Below are 20,596 nucleotides of genomic sequence, written 5' to 3'. Positions count from 1 at the left end.
ACCCCGATGCCGCACATTGGTTACCAAGGGGGAGCCGCATGACGATCGATGCCCGCCTCGCCGAGTTGAAGATCGAGCTGCCGCCGGTCCCGAAGCCCGCCGGCACCTACGTGCACGCCGTCCGGGTCGGAAATCTGCTCTTTCTCTCCGGCAAGGGCCCGTATAATCCCGACGGCTCGGTCCCGAAGGGTAAGGTCGGCCGGGACGTGTCGACCGAGGAGGCATATAAACATGCCCGCTCCGTCGGACTGACGCAGATCGCCGTGCTGAAGGAGACGCTCGGCAGCCTCGATCGCGTGAAGCGCATCGTCAAGGTCCTCGGGATGGTGAACGGCGTCCCCGAGTTCGGAGACCAGCCGAAGGTGATCAACGGCTGTTCGGATCTGTTCGTGGAGGTGTTCGGCGAGAAGGGCCGGCACGCCCGTTCGGCGGTGGGGATGGGTTCGCTCCCCGGCGGCATCACCGTCGAGATCGAGGTGATCGTGGAGGCGGAGTGACCCGATCCACCCCGCGAGTCCCGATTTGGACCTGAGGGAGGATCCCGCGCCCAGCCTAGGTACGCCTCCCGGACCCTGACACCATCCAAGAGCGTGGCGACGTGTCCTCCAGCAAGGAGCACGCTCGCCCCGGCGGTTCGAAGGCGGTCGATCGCGTGCATCAGCGCCTGGACCCGATCGGCGGGTGCGTCATTAGCACGCGCTCAAGCGCGACCATTAGTTGCTCCCCGCCGCTGAGGTGGTTCGCCGGCAGCGAGACCCGATCGGCCACCACGGGGGAACAGGTTGAGCATCCGGTGTAGATCCTCGGCAATGCCTCCCGGGTCCCCCGGGTGTAGGCGCCGAGGAGCAGGTTCTCGCGCACCGACAGGTCCGGAAACAGATGCCGCCCCTGCGGGACGTGCGCGACCCCGAGGCGGACGATCCGCTCGGGGGGAAGGGGACTGATCTCCCGGCTCTCGAGCCACACCGTTCCCCGCCTGGGCCTCAACAGGCCGGAGGAGCGCGGGCGCCATCAGGGCGGTGTCCGCGGGCACGTGCGCGGGGGGCGCCCTCCGCGATCTTCCGGTGGATCTCCGCATGGTTTTTTGAGACGGCTTGTCGCCCGTCGGTGCGGCATTCCGGTGTTGGCGTTCTCAGGATAGGCAGAACGGGCTCTTCTGGGACCCCGGGGCTGGAGGATGGGATGGATCCTCCAAATACAAGGGGTGCAGGTGCACACTGACGATGAGTCGAAAAGCCGAAACGCAAATTTCGCCTACGTGCTGTCGACGTGGAATTCGTACGTCGTCGTCCTGATGAAATCGCGCCTGGAGACGAAATAGCCGACACGGGGCGCGGACTCGAGGAGCATGAATGAAAAAGGCGCTGGTGTGTGCGATAGCGATCGTAGCGGTGTTCGCGGGCGCCCTGGCGAATGGGGCGGGCACCCCCGCTTCGTTGGCGGCCCCGTCCAATCGCGTCTTCAAGATTATGCCGCTCGGTGATTCCATTACCTTCGGTTGGCCCGATCGCGACTACGGCGGTTACCGACACTCGCTTGGGACGTTGCTCGCCCAGGACGGCTATACTGTGCACTTCGTAGGCTCCCAGCAGAGCGGCACCGGCGTCATCCCCGACCCGGCGAATGAGGGGCACCCCGGGTGGACAATCCCGCAGCTCAAGAACGGCATCGATACAAGGCACTGGCTCGAGACGTATCAGCCCGAGATCATTCTTCTCCACATCGGCACCAATGATCTCCACAAGGGCGGTGCGGCTTCGGCACCGGCCAATCTCTCGGCGCTGCTCGATGATATCCTGGGGCGTTTGCCACACGCGTACGTCATCGTGGCGCAAATCATTCCGTTCCGGAGGGGCCCCGACAAGGCCTATCAAACCTACGTGGCCGCGATACCCGGCCTCGCCGCATCCAAAGGCCCGCGGGTCTCAACGGTCGACATGCAGACCATCCTCTCCAAAACCGACTATGCCGATGTCCTTCACCCGAACGCCGGCGGCTACGATAAGATGGCGCGAGCCTGGGAAGGTGCCATACGGGCGGTCGTCAGCGGCATGAAGGGGCAAGCCCCGACGATCCCCGCCTCGCCACAGGGTGCGCCGGTTGCGCTGGCCGCGGCTACGACGCAAGGCGCGGCGGCCGCATTGGTGCCGAGCGCCGACGGCCAGACCGTATACGACACAACACTGCACGTGACGTGGCTCGCCAACGGCAATCTCGCGGCAGCCGAAAAATTCGGCGTCGGCGGCGTCAACTCCAACGGTTCGATGACTTATGCGGCCGCCGTTCGCTGGGTCCAGGCGCTGGACGCCTACCACACCGGCGAGGGTTATTTGGGCCACAACAACTGGCAGCTCCCCACGACACCGGAAAAGGATCGCACCTGCGCGCATACCGGCCGTCACGGCGAATCGTTCGGGTTCGGATGTTCGGGGAGTACCCTTGGGTCCCTCTACTATACTGCATTGGGCCTTCAAGAGCCGAACACGGCCGTTCCCATTTCCGACACTGCCGTCGGGCCCTTCCACAACTTCCAGCCGTATCTCTATTGGTCCGCAGCCGCTGCAGCGGATGCGAAACAGGGGTTCATCAGCTTCTCGTTCAACACCGGATTTCAAGGGGCCAATGTGCCGCCGAATTATCTCTATGTGCTGCCGATGATCCCGCACAAACTGGCCGGCACCCCACCCGCCACGGGACGAGGATTGCAGGTCAACCCGGGCGGGAAGACCGTCTACGATCCCGTGGCGAAGGTCACCTGGCTCGCGGATGCCAATCTTGCGGCCACGCAGGCACTCGGCATCAAGGAGATCAATCCGGACGGTGCGATGACACACCCGACCGCGGTTCGGTGGATACACGCCCTGAACACGGCGGAGCATGGCCGCGGATATCTCGGTCAGACCGACTGGAAGTTACCCGAATCCAAGCCGAGTGATCAGCCGTCATGCACGGACGGAAGGACCGGGTTCGGCTGCACGGGCAGCGACATGGGCGAATTGTTCTACAATCAATTGGGGTTGCACCCGGGCCAATCCGTGGTCGCCCCACCGGACGTCAGGGTCGGGCCCTTCCACAACATTCAGCCCTATCTCTACTGGGCCTGTTCGGGGAAAACCGCTCAGGCGCATTGTGAAGACCGCGGACCGGCACCCAATTTCGAGTGGAACTTTTCCTTCGGCAACGGTTTTCAGGGCACCAATCTCGTGGGGAATGCGCTCTACGTGATAGTCTACTACCCTGGCGCGCCCACCGCCCTGTTGCCGGCGGTAGCGCCTCATCGTTGATTCCGCTGGGGATGCGATGTCTCGGGCCGCGTGCCGCGGCGCCGGGGGACACGAGGGGCGGTGACATCCGCCGAACCAGGGCCGCACGAAGAATACGGGGAGAGTATGTTTCTTGATGGGATGCGACACAGGACTATCCCGCGCCTTCGCGTCGCGCGGGTTTTCGATCGCGACCGCCCTAGATAGAATGGACGGGCCGGCAGCCTGCGCAATTAAGCGTGGGGTGCCCTGCAGAGGCGGACCTCTCCACAAACGAAGATACCGGTTCGTCCCTTCTATCCAGACCCTCAGCGCTCGCGAATGCACGGCTCTACGATCTCAGCGGCGATCTGGAAACCGGATACACAGTCATCACGGGGGTGGTAATTTGAAGGGGACGTTTACGCCGGATCATCGCCACGGCAAGGGGGAGCCGCGAAAATGAAGAAACTGCTGGCATGCGTGATTGCGACCGTAGGGCTGAGCACGGGCACGCTGGCGCCTGGAGTGCGTGGGGCCTCGTCGCCCCCGACGAATGCGCCGACCCTCCGCTTCGTGTCCGGGTCCACCGTCAAACTCGAACAGCTCATCGGTGATACAGATAAGGAGCGGCATCAACCGACGCTGAGCCGGACCTTCAAACAGTATAAGATCCAGGGTACCGACCTCGGCTATTCCTTCGAGCATGAGGGACGGGCGTATTTCCTGTTCGGCGATACCATCGGCCTGCCGGGCCCCGTGCGGCACCCGATCGGGACGACGGACGCTCGCGATCCGGGGCAAGGCGTGCGGCTGGACTTCCTGACCGACCGGGGCCGTGCTCTGACGATCCAGCCGCCGGGCATTAGCATGCGGCCCTTCGAGGTGCCGGTCGCGGGGATCACCCTCAACGGGCAGATGTACGTCGCCGTGAGTACGAACCACTCCGAGGATCGTTCGACCGATCGGAGCGTGCTGACGAAGTTCATCCCCCCTGCGACGTTCCAGCCGCTCCGCACCGTTTCTGAGCTTCCGGCGGGGCGGTTCGTGAAGATGTCATGGCACACCGAGCCAGCACCGATGGCGGGCCTGCCGTCGGGCGGACCGTTCGTCATCGTCTGGGGGACCGGCCGGTACCGGGAGAGCGACGCCTACCTGTCAATCGTCCCCGCCGCAACGTTCGAGAACGGACAGGGAACCCGCTATTTTGCTGGGTTGGATGCGACGGGCGCGCCGAGGTGGAGCGGCCAGGAGTCAGATGCTGCGCCGATCGTGAAAAATGGCACGCTCGGCGACCTGTCGGTCACGTGGTGTAAAGACCTCAGCGTGTGGCTGATGACCTATGATAGCCGCACACCGCGGGGCATCCTGTTCTCCTACGCCCGCACCCCGTGGGGACCGTGGAGCGACCCCCAAATTCTGTTCGATGCTGTTCGTGACGGCGCCCAGGGAAAGTTCATCCATGATCCGGAGATAAAGCCGGACGACGGCCTGGCGGGGCCGGTCATCGGTAAAGGTCGGAGTAACCCCGGAGCCGTCCGCGGTGGCGCCTATGCACCTTACGTCGTGGAGCGCTGGACCATGCTCCGCGGATCCGAACTCAGCCTCTACTACGTGCTGTCGACGTGGAATCCATACGTGGTCGTCCTGATGGAATCACGCCTGGAGACGAAATAGCCGACGGGGGCGCGGACTGGAGGGGTACGAATGAAGACGCCGCTGGCCCGCGAGGGCGATCGCATCCGCCGTATGGTAGTCAAGCAGTGGACATCGCGCAAATTTCGGCTTATAACTTCAGACACATTCTTTAATTTCGGCGTTGTAAAACATACACGACGGTGCGCCGATTGACCACGTGCAGCAATGGGGAGGGGGCTGCGCTTGGTCAGCCGCACGCTCGAGGTCATTTTTCGTGAATTCGGCTCCTCGCCTGACGACAAGGGCTCGAACCCCGGAACGCCTTGCCAGACCAATGTCATGGGATTTTGACTCTTCTGCGGCATTCCCGGGGTGGAGCTCAGCGCCGACGTCGGCGAGACCTGGTTCCGGGCGGTGGTGAAGGATGGGCCCGCGGTGAACGCCTGGTAGTTCTGGTCGGCGGCATGGGCACCGCCGTCACCGGGCGACTATTTATTGAAGTTCGGGCGGTCGACGGCAGCGCCGTCCAGCCCGGAACGTGGCGGAGACTGCCGGACGGCGCGGGAGGAGTTTGCGAGATCCGAATCCACCTCCACGCGTCACGCCGCGGCGAAACCTCTTCCGATCCTCAGTCGACCCGGTCGAACATCAGATTGTTGTAGTCGAGATTCTCCGCGGCCACGCCAAAATGGCGGAGCATGGTCATCACCTGTGCCCGGTGGTGCACCTCGTGGAAGAGCAGTTGGCTCGCGACGCCGCCGGCCGTGCCCCGAAGACGTTTGCCCGGGGAGAGCACCCGGCTGGCGTACAGGATCTCACGGCTGCCGTTGCCGAGCGCCGCCATCGCGCGCCGCGTCAGAGGATTCAGCGTGGACCAGGCGTCTTTCAACGATCCCAGATCGGGCAGCCGCTCCGCGGTGAAGGGATTCTCCGCGGCCGAATATTCCGACCCTTCAAGCCGCGACGTGTACCCGCGCTGCGCATCCGCGACATGAATGAGCGTCGCGCGGATGGACCCGCGGCCGAACGGAAAGGCACGCGCGTAGGCCTCCGCCGGGAGACCGGCGATCCAGGCAAATAGCCGCTCACGGGCGAGACACAGGTAATCGAAGTACTCGGCCAAGTCCACGGTGGATTCGCTCATCCGGTCCTCCGCGACGTATCCAGTCGACTTTCTTACCCGGAATTTCTACTGGTGATTGAAGTCAAATCGAACCGAGTGTTCGCCGTCGACTCATCGCCCCTCCGTTTCCCCGGCGCGTGTTCCCGCCGTCGGATGACCCGCGCGGAATCCAGAACTGGCACCGTTGAAGGCATCGGTATCCGGATTTTGCTCTGCAGCTCGCGGTGTTTCCGCGCCACTACGATCGCTGGTGCCGCTCGGTAGACCTCGTTCGTCAGGAGCATGCGCCACGATGAGGAGTTTGCGGGCGAGCGCAAATCGCCTCTTAGTAGTAAATCTCCCCGAATGCGGCCGCGTGTGCCAGCGCGGAGGGGGAACCGCTGAAGACGACCCGTCCATCCCTGAACCCATACGCCCGGTCGGCGATCGCCAGGGTACCGGTGAGGGCGTGCTCGGCGGCGAGGAGGGCGACCCCGTCGTCCCGTAGTCGGCGGATCGCCCGCCGGATGTATGCGGCGGCCTCATCATCCAGTCCGCCGAGAGGTTCGTCGAGGAGCAGCGCCCGCGGCGCCGACATCACCGCCCGGCCGAGCGCGAGCATCCGGCGTGCGGGCGCAGGCAGGGACTCCGCGAGGTGATGCAGGCGCTCCCCAAGGGGCGGGAGGTCTTCAAGAATCCGCTGAACATCACGGGCCACCGCCCGGCGATCCCGGCGATGCCACGCGCCGACCTTTAGGGTGTCCTGGACGGAAAGTCCCGCCAGCATCGCCGGCGGGGCCGGGGCGTAGGCCAATCCGGAGTCGGCCCGCCGGTGCGCGGGGTGGGGCAGGAGTGGTTTCCCGTATAAGTGGATCGTGCCGGCCTCGGGGTGGACCAGCCCGGCGAACGTCCGCAGCAGCATGGTTTTGCCCGACCCGTTTGGGCCCACCAAGACGACGACTTCGCCTGGATGCACGACCACGGTGACGTCGTCGAGCACCAGGAAGCCCCCGGGGGACCGGACCCGCAGGCCCCGGGCGCTAAGCATGCCACAGGTCCGAAGGCGGGCCGCCGCCAACGACTCGGCCCGCGGCGATCACCACCACCCGGTCGCACAACGCTTGAAGCACCGAGTAACTGTGCGCGACGAGGGCCACGGAGATCCCCGTCTCCCGAAGGCGACGGAGCGCCGACAGCATTTTGGGAATTTCTTCAGGGCCCAACGACGCAAACGGTTCGTCCAGCAGCAGCACGTGGGCTCCGGTCGCCAACGCCCGCCCCACCGCGACGCGTCGGATCTCGCCCAAGGTAAGGGTGCGGACCTCCCGCTCGCGGAGCGGTTGCAGGCCCGCGAGGTCGAGGGCCCGGCTCACGGTCTCGTCCCTCCTGCGTCGTGCCAGGTTTCGGTGAAGTGTCGCGGCCTCGAGATTCTGCCGGACGCTTAAGTTGGCGGAGAGACGGGGGGCGTGGAACGTGCGCGCCACTCCGGCCCGCACCGTCCGGTACGGCGGCCACGCGGTGATGTCCCGGGTCCCGAGCCAAACGCGTCCTCGTTCCGGGCGGACGGATCCGGCGATCACGTCTATCAGGGTGGTCTTCCCGGATCCGTTTGGACCGGTGATCCCGAGCATTTCTCCTTCGCCCAGCGTCAGGGTAAGGCCGGCGAGGGCGGCCGCGCCGCCGAAATGCTTGACGATGTCCTCGACCCGCAGCAGCGGCCGTCGGGGGGCGGCCTCAGCATCCCTTAGTCCGCCCGCCGAGGCGGCGCGGTCATTCATCGTGCGCCGTCTTCCCGCAGCGGATGCAGACGGGCGTCCCGGCGGCGGCGGCCGCGGGATGCCGTGAGTTCCATCCCGATCAGGACGAGGGCGTACAATGCGAGCCGCGCCATCACCGGCAGGTCGAACCACTGCAGCGCTGCCGACGCGGCGAACGCGGTGAGAGCCGGCCCGACGATCGAGCCGCGCCCACCGATTCCCGCAGCGGCGATCGCGAAGAGGCTGGGTTCCAGCGACAGCATCGGCGGCGCCGCTCGACCGGCCAGCGACGCGGCGAGCCCGCCGGCGAGACCGGCAAGTCCGCCGGCGATCACAAATGCCACCTCGCGGATCCGCGTGACATCGATTCCTGACGCCGTCGCTCCGCGATCATCGGCCTCCACCGTGCGCATGGCCAGCCCAAGCCGCGAGCGCACCATCCAGAGGACGCCGATCACGGCGACCGTAAGCGCCGCCGCGGCGAGCCGCGCCGCGGCGGTTTCGTCTGCGGGGAACACGGTCGCGGTGACGCCGGCCTCCTCACCGATGACGAGCCCGCCGGGGCCGGCAATTTGGAGCATCCCCGCGATCTCGTGCGCGCACTCGGCGACCGCCAGCGTCACAATCGCCAGCCCGATCCGGGGAAGGCGGGCGCCGAGCGCTGCCTGCAGGGCGCCGGCGGCGATCCCGGCTAGTGCGCCCACGGCGATCGCCGGGGCGGGCGGGACCAGCCCCCACCCCGACACAAGCGCCGTCGCGTACGCGCCGCACCCGAACGGCAGCGCATGGCCGAGGCTGATCCGGCCGCTGCCGCTGAGAACGTCCCAGCTCACCACGTACAGCGCCTGGGTGCTGGCCACCGCGAGGATCGAAAGCGTGAAGCGATCCCTGGACACGAGGACGATCCCCAGGGGAAGGAGGCCCCACGCCATTTGCCAGAGCCCCGCCCCGGAGCGCATCATCTGCAGCGCCCCCGCGTGCCCTGAGGGTGCGAGACGATCGCGGCGGCGACGAGGAGCAGCGCCAGGATGTCGGACCATGCCGGCGTCAGGTAAAAGCCGACGGCCGTCGACGCAACGCCGACCCCCAGGCTCGCCGCGAGGATCCCTCCGATCCGGCCGGCCCCTCCGACGAGAACCATTGCCAGCGTGAGGGCGAGTTGCCCCCCTCCCATCGTGGGGGAGATGGTGAGCAGCGGCGAGAGGAACGCTCCGGCGACGGCTCCCATCGCGCATCCCCCGGCGAACGTGATGGTGCGGACGCGTCCCACATCGATGCCCGATAGCTCGGCGATCTCCGGGTTGGCGATTACAGCTCGCAGCGCCAACCCCGGCCGCGTGCGGATGCCGAGCGCCATCGTCCCCAGAAGCGCCGCGGTGATGGCCACGCCGATTGCCTGATCTGTGTTGATGACCATCCGGCCCACAAGCAGCGGCGCCAGGCGGAACGGGACCGAGTGGGGTGAGTCCCCCCAGACGAGCAGGAATCCCTCCTCCGCCAAGATCCCCAGCCCGAGGAGGACCACCGCCCGCGCGAGCGGGCCCCCCCGCACGGGGCGCATCAGGACCCGTTCCACCACGCCTCCGAGCACCAGGCCGGCCGCGGCGGCCGGCACGGCTCCGACGAAGATGGAACGCCCGGACATACTGGTTTGGTAGGCGAGGTACGCTCCAAGCGCCATGAACGCGCCGTGGGCCAAATTGACCCCACGGCCGACGCGGAGGATCAATACCATTCCCACCGCGGCCAGCGCGTATTCGGCGCCGGTCAGCGTCCCGCCGATGAGGAGCTGGAAGGCCGCCTCCATATCGCTCGCGTCCCCCGCTACCCGCAGCGGCTCGCACCGGCGACCGCAAACACACGCTCGATGCGGTCGCCGAATGTTTCAACCCGGGCGTTGGTCTCCTGCTCCCCGAACCGTTTGGCGCGCGAGTAAGGGATCGCCCCGCGGCGTCGCGGGCAGGGCCCATGCTAACATGGTACGGTTGGGCTCGCAACAAACCCTTGCTTCGCCGCGAGACCGCTCGCTATAATGCACTCACACGAGGTTCCACGGCGCCGGTTCCAGCTACCGCAGCCTCAACCCACCAACGATATTCCCGGCCTGTCGGTCTGTCTCATGCCTTTTTGGGTGCGGATGACGTTGCGCGATCGCCGACCAGGCAGCCTGAGGATCTGTCACCGCCACCACCAAGGGACGGGTTTGCGCGCAGGCGCCGGCCGCAGGGGCATCAGCGGCCGGCGTTCGGTTTTGTGGGACAGTGCGAGACGAAAGGGGGACAGACGGTGAAGCGGGCTGTCAAGGTGACCGTGAACGGGAAGGTCCACACGCACGAGGTAGAGCCGCGGCTCCTGCTCGTCCACTACATTCGCGACGTGCTGGGACTTACCGGCACCCACGTTGGCTGCGACACCAGCAACTGCGGGGCGTGCACCATCCTGATGCACGGGAAGGCGGTCAAGTCCTGCACGGTACTCGCGGTTCAGGCAGACGGCGCTTCGCTTCAGACCGTCGAGGGGTTGGCGACGAACGGCAAGCTTCACCCGATCCAGGAGGGGTTTTGGGAGGAGCACGGGCTCCAATGCGGGTTCTGCACCCCCGGAATGATGATGACGGTGCTCGACTTGCTGCAGCGAAATCCCGATCCCACGGAGGAGCAGATCCGGCTGGGGATCGAGGGGAACCTCTGTCGGTGTACGGGGTACCAGCACATCGTCAATTCTGTTCAGCACGCGGCGCGTAAGATGCGCGGTGGCGCCGGACGAGCGGCGTCACGGTAGCGGAGGGGGGAGCCCATGGCCGTCAGCAAGCTGTTCGGAGCCAGGATCAAGCGCCGGGAGGACCCTCGGTTGATCACGGGCACCGCCACGTACACCGACGACCTCCATCCCGCCGGGCTCGCGCACGCCGTGATCATTCGGAGTCCGCACGCGCACGCGCGAATCAAGCGGATTGACGTGGAGGCGGCCCGCCGACACCCTGGGGTGATCGCCGCGTTTACCGGCAAGGATCTCCAGGGGAAGATCAACCCGATCCCTACGGCCTGGCTGATTCCTAATTCCGACCTCAAGACTCCGCCGCATCCCGCCCTGGCGGTGGATGTCGTCCGCTACGTCGGGGACGGGGTGGCGGTGGTCGTGGCGGAGGACCCGTACACCGCGCGGGACGCCGCGGCGTTGGTGCACGTCGAGTACGAGCCGCTGCCCACGGTGGTCGATCAGCAGAAGGCGATGGAGCGGGGCGCTCCGCAGATCCATCCGGAGGTTCCGAACAACCTCGCGTTTAAGTGGGTGCTCGGGAACGCCGAGGCGACCGCGGCGGCGTTCAAGGCTGCGGAGCGTGACGGGATCGTTTTGGCCCAGCGGTTCGTGAACCAGCGGCTGATCCCCAACGCGATGGAAACGCGCGCCGTTGTCGCCGACTACAAAAGCGGCGCCGGCGACCTCACCGTCACCTACACGACCCAGAACCCGCACATCGCCCGCTTCCTCATGTCGGTCGTCACCGGGATCCCAGAACACAAGATCCGGATCATCGCGCCGGAGGTCGGTGGCGGGTTCGGGAGCAAGATCCCATTCTACGCCGACGAGGCGATCGTCGTCTTCTGCGCACGCGCGACCGGCCGGCCGGTGAAGTGGACCGAGGACCGAGGGGAAAACTACACGAGCACGATCCACGGTCGGGACCACATCACCGATCTGGAAATCGCGGCAACCCGGGATGGCACGATCACCGCGCTGCGGGGCAAGACGTGGGCCAATCTCGGCGCGTACCTCTCCACCGCCGCCCCGGGGGTCCCGACGATCCTGCACGGGCTGATGCTGACCGGCTGCTATACGATCCCGAACATCGACTATGTCGTCCACGGGGTCTTCACGAATACCACTCCGGTGGACGCCTACCGCGGGGCCGGCCGGCCGGAGGCCACCTATTTGATCGAGCGGGTGGTGGACCTGCTCGCGACCAAGCTCAACATGGACCCCGTCGAGATCCGCCGCAAAAATTTCATCCCCGCCGGAAAGTTTCCGTACACGACCGCGGAAGGGCTGTCCTACGACAGCGGGAACTACGGCCCGGCGCTTGATCGAGCCCTGCAGATGGTCGGCTACCCCAAGCTGCGCGAGGCGCAGAAGGGGGGCTCCAACGCGGGCAAGCACCTGGGGATTGGGCTCAGCACGTACGTGGAGATCTGCGGGCTCGGCCCTTCGCAGGTCGCTGGGGCGGTCGGGTTCCAGGGCGGGCTGTGGGAGAGCGCGGTGGTCCGCATGCATCCCACGGGAAAGGCGACCGTCTTCACCGGCGCCTCCCCCCACGGACAGGGAGAGGAAACGACCTTCGCTCAGATCGTTGCGGACGAGTTGGGGTTGCCCATCGAGGATATCGAGGTCGTGCACGGCGACACCGCCTCGATCCCGATGGGATGGGGAACCTACGGCAGCCGCACCACCGTCGTCGGGGGCGCGGCGCTCGTGCTCGCTGCCCGGCGGGTCCGCGAAAAGGCCACGAAGATCGCCGCCCACATGCTCGAGGCCGCGGAAAAGGACGTCGTCTTCGACCAGGGGCGGTTCCATGTGCGGGGCAGCCCCGATCGAGCCAAGACCATCCAGGAAGTGACGCTGCAGGCGTACCTGGCGTGGAACCTTCCGCCGGGCGTCGAGCCTTCGCTTGAGGCGTCCGCATTTTTCGACCCCTCGAACTTCACGTTTCCCTTCGGGGCGCACGTCGCCGTCGTGGAGGTCGATGCGGAAACCGGTCAGGTCGACCTCAAGCAGTACGTCGCGGTCGACGACTGCGGCCGGGTGATCAACCCCTTGATCGTGGACGGTCAGGTGCACGGGGGGCTCGTCCAGGGGATCGCGCAGGCCCTATGCGAGGGCGCCGCGTACACCCCCGACGGTCAACTCCTGACCGGCACGATGGCGGAGTACGCGGTACCGAAAGCTCACATGTTTCCCACCTTTGCGACCGCGCGCACCGAGACCCCCTCGCCCCACAACCCGTTGGGGGTAAAAGGGGTGGGGGAGACCGGCACCATTGCCAGCACGCCCGCGATCGTCAACGCGGTCATGGACGCCTTGCGGCCCTACGGCATCACGCACCTCGATATGCCCCTGACACCTGAACGGATCTGGAACGCCATTCACGGCCAGCATCGGGAGGTGAAGGCACGATGATCCCTGCAGTGTTCGAGTACTTCGCACCCCAATCCGTCAAAGAGGCGATCGGGCTGCTGGAGAAGCACGGCGACGACGCTAAAGTCCTCGCCGGCGGCCACAGCCTTCTCCCGATCATGAAGCTGAGGCTCGCGCAGCCCAAGGTCATCGTTGATATCGGCCGGATCAGCGGCTTGGACGGGATCAAGGCAGAGGGGCAGAAGATCGCGATCGGCGCGCTGACGACCCACGATGCCGTTGAACACAACACCCTGCTCATGGAGAAATGTCCTCTCCTCTCCGAAGCCGCCGCGGTGATCGGGGACATGCAGGTTCGGAATCGAGGGACGATCGGTGGGGCGGCGGCGCACGCCGACCCCGCGGCGGACTACCCGGCGGCGCTCCTGGCGCTGGATGCGGAGATCGTGGCGACGGGTCCCCAAGGCTCGCGGACGATCCCGGCGGGGGCGTTCTTCGTGGACATGCTCACCACGTCGCTCAAGCCCAACGAGTTGATCACCGCACTGCACGTCCCGGCGCTGGCCCGCGGCACAGGGAGCGCGTACCAGAAGCATCCCCATCCCGCAAGCGGGTACGCGGTGGTAGGGGTCGCGGCCGTCGTGACCGTGAGCGGCGGGAAGTGCCAGCGGGCGGCGATCGGGATCACCGGGGTGGCGGGAAAGGCCTATCGGGCGACCGCGGTGGAAAAGGCGCTGGCCGGCCAAGCCCTGGATGAGGCCACGGTCGCGAAGGCCGCGGCTCATGCCGCGGACGGGGTCGAACCGCAGGGAGATTTGTATGCGTCGGGGCAGTTTCGGGCGCATCTCGCCTCGGTCTACACCAAACGGGCGGTGCTGCTCGCGGCGTCCCGCGCCAAGTAAGGTTCTGCCACGAAGGAAAGGCCCGGGGCCTCTCGTCCCGGGCCTTTCCTTACACGATGCGGGTGCAGGAAGGCGGCGCCGCGGTCGAGGTGTTATAATGAGCTACGCTCGGAGGGGTGCGAGAGTGGCCGATTCGGCACGCCTGGAGAGCGTGTAGGCGGGAAACCGCCTCGTGGGTTCAAATCCCACCCCCTCCGCCACCAAAAAGCCGTTCATTTGAACCTCCCCCGTCCCGTGAGCGCGAACATCAGATTGAGGTTCCCACTGATCTCGGCGTCCAGGTGAGATTGCGAGGACGTAATCGAGACCGACGGCGCTTGACCCCTCATCATCACAATCATGTTCTGAAACGAGTCCTGGGGTTGACTTCGGGCGCTCGTATGATTGCGCGGATCAGGAAGGTTAAGTGTGAAGCAGCACCGGGGCCCCCACGGTGTCAAAATGAATCCGTTTGCCCCTACCGCACCGGCACCATTACCAAGAGTTCCTTTTGACTCCTGTAATACTCTATGCAGGGCCGGGATGGGTCAAAGTCGGATCGTCGGCACAGGGTCTCGAAGGTCGGGCCAATCAGGTGGAGGTTGTTTTCCCAATCGGAGAGCCTTCGGCGAACGTACCTACCGCCTGGTAACACCCAAGTCGGGTGCGGGAGAGCGAGAGGGTCGTCATTCGGGTCAATGGAGACACACGCTCGATATTCGTGGCCAAGCACGACCCCATAGAACTTCCTACCATTGAGCGAAGCGAGCTTCGCTTCGAGTTCCTTGAAGGGCTTCGGAGCCTGTTCGGCAATCGGCTTTCCCGCTTCCCCCGCGACGTACATCACGCGCGTATCCGGTACCGTCACACAGGTATCAGGTATCACTTCGCGCCCTCCGGCTCCCGAGGAATTTGTTGCGATTTTTCACCCGCCCCGCCCGAGTCCCTGCCGAACGAACACAGCCAGCCGGAACCTTCGCCCACAATTTCTTGGGATCGGCATGTTCGCCAAAAATCTGTCGGTGCCCGCTGGCAACCCTCTCGCCGTGGGGTCCAGATCGGCCAATCCGACAGGCGCGTCGGTGCGAAGAGATGCGTGGAGGGGCTGGTGCTTCTGCGGCCGCGGGCACCGAAACCTCCCTCACAGCGCGGAGCGCGCGGTGATCGTTCCGCGCAAACCGCGTCGCACCACACAGCGGAAGGGAGTGAAGGTCAAATGACCGACAGAGCGGATCGGAGGCTCGACCGGAGAGGCTTTGCCAAGACCGCAGGCATCGCCGGGCTCGGGGCCCTGGCGGTTTCTCAGATCGGAACCCTCAGGGCCATGGCGCAGAGCAAGGAGTCTGTGGCCGACATCATCAACATCGCTGCGACCGCCGAAGCCCTAGCGGTCACGCTGACCGGTGCCGTGATCGACGGGGCTCAGAACTATGACGGCGGGAAGGGGTTGCCGCCGTCAATCGTCGCCTGGGTGAAGGCGATCCAGGCGGAGGAACAGGCGCACTATCAGTACCTGACCAAGGCGGGCGCGAAGGCACTGACGCTCACCTTCACGGTTCCGCAAGATCTTGTCCCGATCACCAAGGACAGCCATGCGCTGCTCAGCTTTGTGGTTTCGGCTGAGACCGTTTTCATCGGCGCGTACATCGCTGCGGCGGTCGAGTTCGCGCAACTCGGTCAGCCCGCGCTGGCCCAAGTGGCGTTTCAGGTTGCCGGCGTCGAGTGCGAGCATCGGGTTCTGGCGAACTTCGGGATGGGCGTGACCCCTCCCAACAACCTTGGGTTCGAGCAGGCTCCGTTCCAGACCGTCGGCGAGGCGGCCGCCAAGATCAAGAGCCTAGGCCTGCTCGGCACGTCCAACCCGGCAGCGACGCTTAACTACACCGATTTTTCAGGCAAAGTGGATCCCTCGGGCGTGAGCGGGTTGACTGTATAACACGCCGCTCGGGTCGGGGAGCGTTCGAGAGCAGCACAGACGCGCGGCGAAAGGAGTGACGGGCAGATGCTGGAGCACACAGAGTCGGCGCGGGGGAGACTCTCCCGCCGAGACCTCATCAAGATGGCCGGGGCCACGGGGCTCGGGCTGGCGTTGACCCAGGGAGCGGCGGTCCGGGGCATCGCCGAAGCGGCGATGCAGTCAGAGGACATCGAGACGATCATCAACATCGCGGCGACCGCGGAAGCCCTAGCGGTCACGCTGACCGGCGCGGTGATCCGGGGCGCGGCCGTGTACACAAACGCGGACGGGTCCAAGGGCTTACCTCCGATTGTCGTCACCGTCCTCAAAGCGTACCAGGCGTCCGAACAGGCGCACTTTGCGTTCCTGACCAAGGCGGGGGCCAAACCCCTGGCCCTGACATTCAGTGTGCCGGACCCCAAGATCGCCACCGATACCGACGCGATGTACCGGACGCTCGAGTCCCTTGAGACCGCATTCATCGCTGCGTACATGAGCGCGGCGCGGGAATTCGCGGAGATGCAGAAGCCCGATCTCGTCAAGGTCGCGCTTCAGATTGGTGGGGTCGAGTGCGAACACCGCGCGCTCGCGCGCCTCTTCCTGCGCGACCCGCTGCCCCACAATCTCGCGTTCGAGCAGAAGCTGTTCACCCAGGTAGGGGAGGCGGCGGCCGCGCTCCAGAAGCTTGGGTTCATCGGCGGCGCCGGCACCCCGGTTCGGTACGCCGATTTCGCGGGCTCCGTCGACACCGCCGGGGTGACTCAACTTACCCCGACGTAGGTCCTCACTGCGGAGCGCAAGCGCACGATGCCCGGGGGCGGCGGACCTGCTCCGCCGCCCCCGCGTTTCCCCGCCGGACAAAAGCGCGGCACGTTCTCGGGGGGCCGCGCGGGCCAAAGCGGGATCCTGACATGACTCCCCGACCCCATCAAGATTCGTTCCGGCATCCCGTGGTGGCCGCTCGCCCGGCGGGTCCCTACTGTCCCCGGTTGTCGAGCCGCTGTTGGGAGTACGGACCGAAGTTGGGCTGGGCCTGGGCGGGGCCCGCCACCGTGCCGAGATTTGTGGGCTCGGTCTCCGGCGCCCCCTGTGCGGCCTGCCACGGGTTCGAACGGTCTGGGTGGGTATCATCGCCTGCGGCGGCAGACGCGGCGCCGGGCAGGGCGATGGACATCCCCAGGATGAGCATCACCAGCATCGTCTTCATCGCGCTCACTCCTTTTGCTCGATTTGATCGCGCTGTGCGATCGTTCACGAACCAATACACCTGGAAGGGAAGCGCAGATTGCGACGGAGGTGGGAATGGCGTCACAGGTTCGTCACGCCCATTCGGGGGGATGATTTGGTATGGCAGGGCAACAGCGGGGAAGCGAATGGGGGAAACCGGAAGGAGAAGTGACGGAATTCGGCCGGCAGCAGTTCCCTCCGCGAGAGAAGCGCAGGCAATGGCCGCACCCACCGATACCGCCGAACCGCGATCGCGGAGGCAAGATAAGCCGCGCTGCCAGCCGCCCCCAACGTGCGACGACCGGCAGCGCGCTACGGGCTAGTTGTCACGGTTTTCCAGCCGCAGGTTGAAGTAGGGCGCCTGCGGGGTTTGGACGGAACCCGCGATCGTGCCGAGGTTCACCGAGTCGCCTTGGGCCACGGTTGGCGTCACGACGGTCTCGTGATCGCCGCCCGCCACTTCGCTCTCGGCCGACGCGGCTACCGCGGGGAGGAGCACCGCAACCCCCAGAGCCAGAGCCACCAGGATATTCCGCATTGTCGCTCCCTCCTTTCTTTTTAGGATGGTCCCAGCATAGGGGATGGGGGAAAACGAGACCATGACCCAACGCACCGTGAGAGCGTGACGTGGGTCACTGAGCGTGATGCCGGGGTGGCTCTGGTTGCGGGGGGGTCGGGACCGCTATTTGTCGGCGTTCAACCCCGCTTCACGTTGAGTAGTCGGCAAAGCGGACGGTCTGGGCCCGCGCGGTGGGGTCGGTGACGACGTTGACCACCGCCGGCTTCCCGCTGGCCGCCGCTCGTTCCAGGGCCGGCCGGATGAGACTCGGGTCCCGGACGTACTCGGAATGGCAGCCGATGGCGGCAAACATGAGATCATAACGGGTGAAGCCGAGCTCGCGGCCGACTTTGAATCGATCGGTGGCGGTCCAGCCGCCGTTGTTCGAGATCACACAGATCACAGGCAGGTGGTGCCGGAGGGCCGTGTCCATCTCCATGGCGTTGAGACCGAAGGAGCCGTCGCCATGGAGGACGACCACCAACTTGTCGGGCATGGCGACCTTCGCCCCCACCCCAAGCGGGAGGCCCACGCCCATGCAGCCGTAGGGGCCGGAGTTGAGGCTGTGCGGAGCGTAGAATGGGATCGCGCTTCGGGCGTAGTTGAGGATCTCCTGCCCGTCCACACAAAGGATCGCATCCCGGGGGAGGAAGTTGCGGACTTCCTTGCAGAGGCGGAGGGGGTGGATGGGCTGGGTGTCGGAAGACATCCGCCTCTCCTGCTCGGCCTGCCTCTCTGCGTGCTGTTCGGCCAGGTAGGAGGTCCAGCTCCTCCTCCGCTCAGCGCCGACGGTGCCCTCGCTCGCCTCCACGAGCTGCGCGAGCACGGCTTTGGCGTCTCCAACAATGCCGACATCCGCGTGCCGATTGCGGCCGATCTCAGCGGGATCGATGTCGACCTGGATCAGCTTCGCCTCCGAATTCCAGCGGGGTGGCCGAGTGTATCCGACGACGTAGTTCTGTCGGGTGCCCACCATGACGATCAGATCGGCCTCCCGCCAACCGACGCCGCGGGCGCCCAGGAAGCACAGCGGGTGGTCCTCGGGTATGACCCCCCGCCCCTGGGGGGTGGTGTAAAATGGGATGGTCGCCCGCTCCACCAGGGTGCGTAATTCTCGCTCAGCCTTCGCCCAAAGCACCCCGCTGCCACTGATAAGGATTGGGCGCGCGGAGGCGGCGATCAGTTCGACGGCGCGTTTCACCAAGTGGGGGTCCCCAGGCGGTCGCCGGCGCTCGGCGGTGGCCGGTGCCCAGCGCACGTGATCCTCCGGGACCTCGCGGTAGAGGATGTCCCCCGGCATGTCGAGGTAGGCCGGTCCTGGCCGGGAGCCGAACGCGTGGCGGAAGGCCGTCCCGACTAACTCGGGGATGCGCCTGGGATCGTAACAGCGATCGGCCCAGCGCGTGATCGGCCGGAACAGCGCCACTTGGTCGGTCTCCTGGAAAGCCCCCATGCCCGACTGGGAGACCGGACTTGACCCGCCGATGGCCACCACAGGAGCGGAATCCGCAAACGCGTTCGCCACCCCGGTGACCAAGTTCATCGCACCGGGACCGCTGCAGGCCATGCAGACCGCGGGTTGACGCCGCAGGCGACTGTAGGCGGTTGCCATCATCGCGGCTGCCTGCTCGTGGCGGGCGTCGATCATCCGGATTCCCTGCCCCAGGCAGGCGTTCTCGCAGTCGATCATGGGGCCTCCCATGAGGAAGAAGATGACCTCCACCCCCTGGGCTTTGAGGCAGCGCGCCAGGATCTCGTTGCCGGTCATCGCCCCTCCCTCAAATCGCCCCCGCTTCGCCCAGCCTGGCCAGTTCATCCTCGCTCAGCCCAAGGAGCTCCGCGTAGACTTCGCGATTGTGCTGACCCAGCAGGGGTGCCGCCTCAACCCGCACGTGCGAGCGCTCCATCTTCACCGGCCAGCCCGGCATCTTGACCAGGCCTCTCGTTGGGTGATCGACGCTGACAATGGCCTCCCTGCGGTTCAGGTGTTCGTCTTCGGTCAACTCCAGGGTGTCGAAGGTCGCCCCCGCGGGCACTCCCGCCTGGCCCAGGCACTCCATCGCCTCGCGCTTCGTGTACCGGCGGGTCCAAGAGGAGATCAGTTCGTCGATCGCCGCTGCGTTGGCGGCCCGGCGGACGGGGTCCCCGAACCGGGGATCGTCCTTCAGATCATCGCGGCCGATCACCTTCAGCAGGCGTTCCCACTGGTGATTGCCGGCCCGGCTGGTGTAGATGAACACGTAATCGTTGGCCCCCCCGGGCCGACAAGGGTAGATACCGCTGGGCGCCGTCATCCCCAACTGGCTTTGGTTGCCCCACCGCTCGGCCGCGCGGCCGGTGAGCAGCTGGCGGGCAAATGAAATCCGACAATAGTTGATGACGGCCTCCTGCATCGCCACGTCCACCTGCTGGCCCACGCCCGTCCGCTCCCGCTGGAAGAGGGCGGCCAAAATGCCGATCGCCAGGTGCAGGCCGGCCCCGGTGTCGCCGATCGTCGGCCCCGGCTTGATGGGCGCGGCCCCCGGTTCCCCGGTGAGGCTCATCGCGCCACCCGTCGCCTGGGCGATCATGTCGAACGCGAGGAAGCTGCCGAAAGGACCGTCCGGCGCGAATCCCTTGACTTGCGCGTAGATGACTTGGGGATTGATCCGGCGCACGTCATGATAGCCAAACCCCAGACGCTCGATGATCCCGGGCGCGAAATTCTCCACGAACACATCCGCCTTTTCGATCAAACGCCCGAGCAGGCGGCGCCCCTCAGGGTGTTTGAGGTTGAGGGTGACCGAGCGCTTGTTGGCGTTCAGGAGCAGGAAATAGTAGGAGTCCAGGCCCGGGATGTCAGTGGAGGCGGCCCGACCCTGTTCGCCCCGACCGGGCGGCTCCACCTTGATCACGTCAGCTCCCAACCAGGCCAGCGTTTCAGTGCACGAGGTGCCAGCCTCGAACTGCGTGAGATCGACAACCCGGACGCCGCTCAGCGCCGAGCCTTCGTTAGGCATCCCGTACCCTTCCACTGAGGAGGGCGGTCTCCTGTTCTCACCCGACCGAAGCGGTCGCCTGGGTTCGCCGGTGGGGGCACCAGCGAACCCCACCCCCTCAC

18 protein-coding genes and 1 tRNA gene are annotated in these 20,596 nt (G+C 66.0%); 9 read left to right on the top strand and 10 right to left on the bottom strand.

Features of this window, described 5'->3' with window-relative positions:
- The first annotated feature begins 38 nt into the window (after positions 1-38).
- A complete protein-coding gene (locus VKV57_12470) occupies positions 39-497 on the top strand; it encodes a RidA family protein (GenBank protein HLW60722.1) in 459 nt (152 codons plus the stop codon).
- A 160-nt stretch (positions 498-657) separates the two neighbouring features.
- Here the strand turns inward: VKV57_12470 and VKV57_12465 are convergent, their stop codons facing one another.
- The gene (locus VKV57_12465) at positions 658-987 is read right to left on the bottom strand and encodes an ATP-binding cassette domain-containing protein (GenBank protein HLW60721.1); all 330 of its coding nucleotides are present in this window, start codon (positions 985-987) and stop codon (positions 658-660) included.
- Between the two features lie 365 nt (positions 988-1,352).
- Between VKV57_12465 and VKV57_12460 the strand changes: the two genes are divergently transcribed.
- Both VKV57_12460 and VKV57_12455 read left to right on the top strand, forming a co-directional pair.
- A complete protein-coding gene (locus tag VKV57_12460; protein ID HLW60720.1) occupies positions 1,353-3,284 on the top strand; it encodes a GDSL-type esterase/lipase family protein in 1,932 nt (643 codons plus the stop codon).
- Positions 3,285-3,704: 420 nt separating this feature from the next.
- A complete protein-coding gene (locus VKV57_12455) occupies positions 3,705-4,919 on the top strand; it encodes a DUF4185 domain-containing protein (GenBank protein HLW60719.1) in 1,215 nt (404 codons plus the stop codon).
- A gap of 589 nt (positions 4,920-5,508) precedes the next feature.
- Here the strand turns inward: VKV57_12455 and VKV57_12450 are convergent.
- The 5 genes from VKV57_12450 to VKV57_12430 form a co-directional block, all read right to left on the bottom strand.
- A complete protein-coding gene (locus VKV57_12450; GenBank protein ID HLW60718.1) occupies positions 5,509-6,024 on the bottom strand; it encodes a DinB family protein in 516 nt (171 codons plus the stop codon).
- 304 nt (positions 6,025-6,328) lie between these two features.
- Positions 6,329-7,030 carry an ATP-binding cassette domain-containing protein gene (locus VKV57_12445; protein HLW60717.1) on the bottom strand — a complete coding sequence of 234 codons (702 nt, stop codon included), beginning with the start codon at positions 7,028-7,030 and terminating at the stop codon, positions 6,329-6,331.
- Complete coding sequence (locus VKV57_12440; protein HLW60716.1) at positions 7,023-7,760, bottom strand: ATP-binding cassette domain-containing protein; 738 nt, start codon at positions 7,758-7,760, stop codon at positions 7,023-7,025. The genes VKV57_12445 and VKV57_12440 overlap by 8 nt, the downstream gene beginning before the upstream one ends.
- Positions 7,757-8,701 carry a hypothetical protein gene (locus tag VKV57_12435; protein ID HLW60715.1) on the bottom strand — a complete coding sequence of 315 codons (945 nt, stop codon included), beginning with the start codon at positions 8,699-8,701 and terminating at the stop codon, positions 7,757-7,759. Before VKV57_12435 ends, VKV57_12440 begins: the two co-directional genes overlap by 4 nt.
- Complete coding sequence (locus VKV57_12430) at positions 8,698-9,546, bottom strand: branched-chain amino acid ABC transporter permease (protein HLW60714.1); 849 nt, start codon at positions 9,544-9,546, stop codon at positions 8,698-8,700. The genes VKV57_12435 and VKV57_12430 overlap by 4 nt, the downstream gene beginning before the upstream one ends.
- 479 nt (positions 9,547-10,025) lie before the next feature.
- On the opposite strand from VKV57_12430, the gene VKV57_12425 reads away from it, so the two are divergent.
- From VKV57_12425 to VKV57_12400, 6 genes are all read left to right on the top strand, one after another.
- Complete coding sequence (locus VKV57_12425; GenBank protein HLW60713.1) at positions 10,026-10,520, top strand: (2Fe-2S)-binding protein; 495 nt, start codon at positions 10,026-10,028, stop codon at positions 10,518-10,520.
- 15 nt (positions 10,521-10,535) lie between these two features.
- Positions 10,536-12,914, top strand: coding sequence for a molybdopterin cofactor-binding domain-containing protein (locus tag VKV57_12420; protein HLW60712.1), 2,379 nt, complete (start codon positions 10,536-10,538; stop codon positions 12,912-12,914).
- The gene (locus tag VKV57_12415) at positions 12,911-13,774 is read left to right on the top strand and encodes a xanthine dehydrogenase family protein subunit M (protein ID HLW60711.1); all 864 of its coding nucleotides are present in this window, start codon (positions 12,911-12,913) and stop codon (positions 13,772-13,774) included. The genes VKV57_12420 and VKV57_12415 overlap by 4 nt, the downstream gene beginning before the upstream one ends.
- A 110-nt stretch (positions 13,775-13,884) precedes the next feature.
- Positions 13,885-13,974, top strand: a tRNA-Ser gene (locus VKV57_12410).
- A gap of 995 nt (positions 13,975-14,969) precedes the next feature.
- Positions 14,970-15,689 (top strand): ferritin-like domain-containing protein, encoded by a 720-nt coding sequence (locus VKV57_12405; GenBank protein HLW60710.1) that lies wholly within the window; start codon positions 14,970-14,972, stop codon positions 15,687-15,689.
- Between the two features lie 66 nt (positions 15,690-15,755).
- A complete protein-coding gene (locus VKV57_12400; protein ID HLW60709.1) occupies positions 15,756-16,490 on the top strand; it encodes a ferritin-like domain-containing protein in 735 nt (244 codons plus the stop codon).
- 196 nt (positions 16,491-16,686) lie between these two features.
- On the opposite strand, the gene VKV57_12395 is transcribed toward VKV57_12400, so the two are convergent.
- From VKV57_12395 to VKV57_12380, 4 genes are all read right to left on the bottom strand, one after another.
- Positions 16,687-16,917 (bottom strand): hypothetical protein, encoded by a 231-nt coding sequence (locus VKV57_12395; protein ID HLW60708.1) that lies wholly within the window; start codon positions 16,915-16,917, stop codon positions 16,687-16,689.
- Positions 16,918-17,256: 339 nt separating this feature from the next.
- Entirely contained in the window at positions 17,257-17,475 is a 219-nt protein-coding gene (locus VKV57_12390; GenBank protein HLW60707.1) for a hypothetical protein, read from the bottom strand.
- Between the two features lie 169 nt (positions 17,476-17,644).
- The gene (locus VKV57_12385; GenBank protein ID HLW60706.1) at positions 17,645-19,264 is read right to left on the bottom strand and encodes a thiamine pyrophosphate-binding protein; all 1,620 of its coding nucleotides are present in this window, start codon (positions 19,262-19,264) and stop codon (positions 17,645-17,647) included.
- Positions 19,265-19,274: 10 nt separating this feature from the next.
- The gene (locus VKV57_12380; GenBank protein HLW60705.1) at positions 19,275-20,495 is read right to left on the bottom strand and encodes a CoA transferase; all 1,221 of its coding nucleotides are present in this window, start codon (positions 20,493-20,495) and stop codon (positions 19,275-19,277) included.
- Positions 20,496-20,596 lie beyond the last annotated feature (101 nt).

Source organism: bacterium (assembly GCA_035307765.1).
GTDB lineage: Bacteria > Sysuimicrobiota > Sysuimicrobiia > Sysuimicrobiales > Segetimicrobiaceae > Segetimicrobium.
Note: the sequence above shows the minus strand (reverse complement) of the source record. Positions and strands in the feature narration are given on the sequence as shown.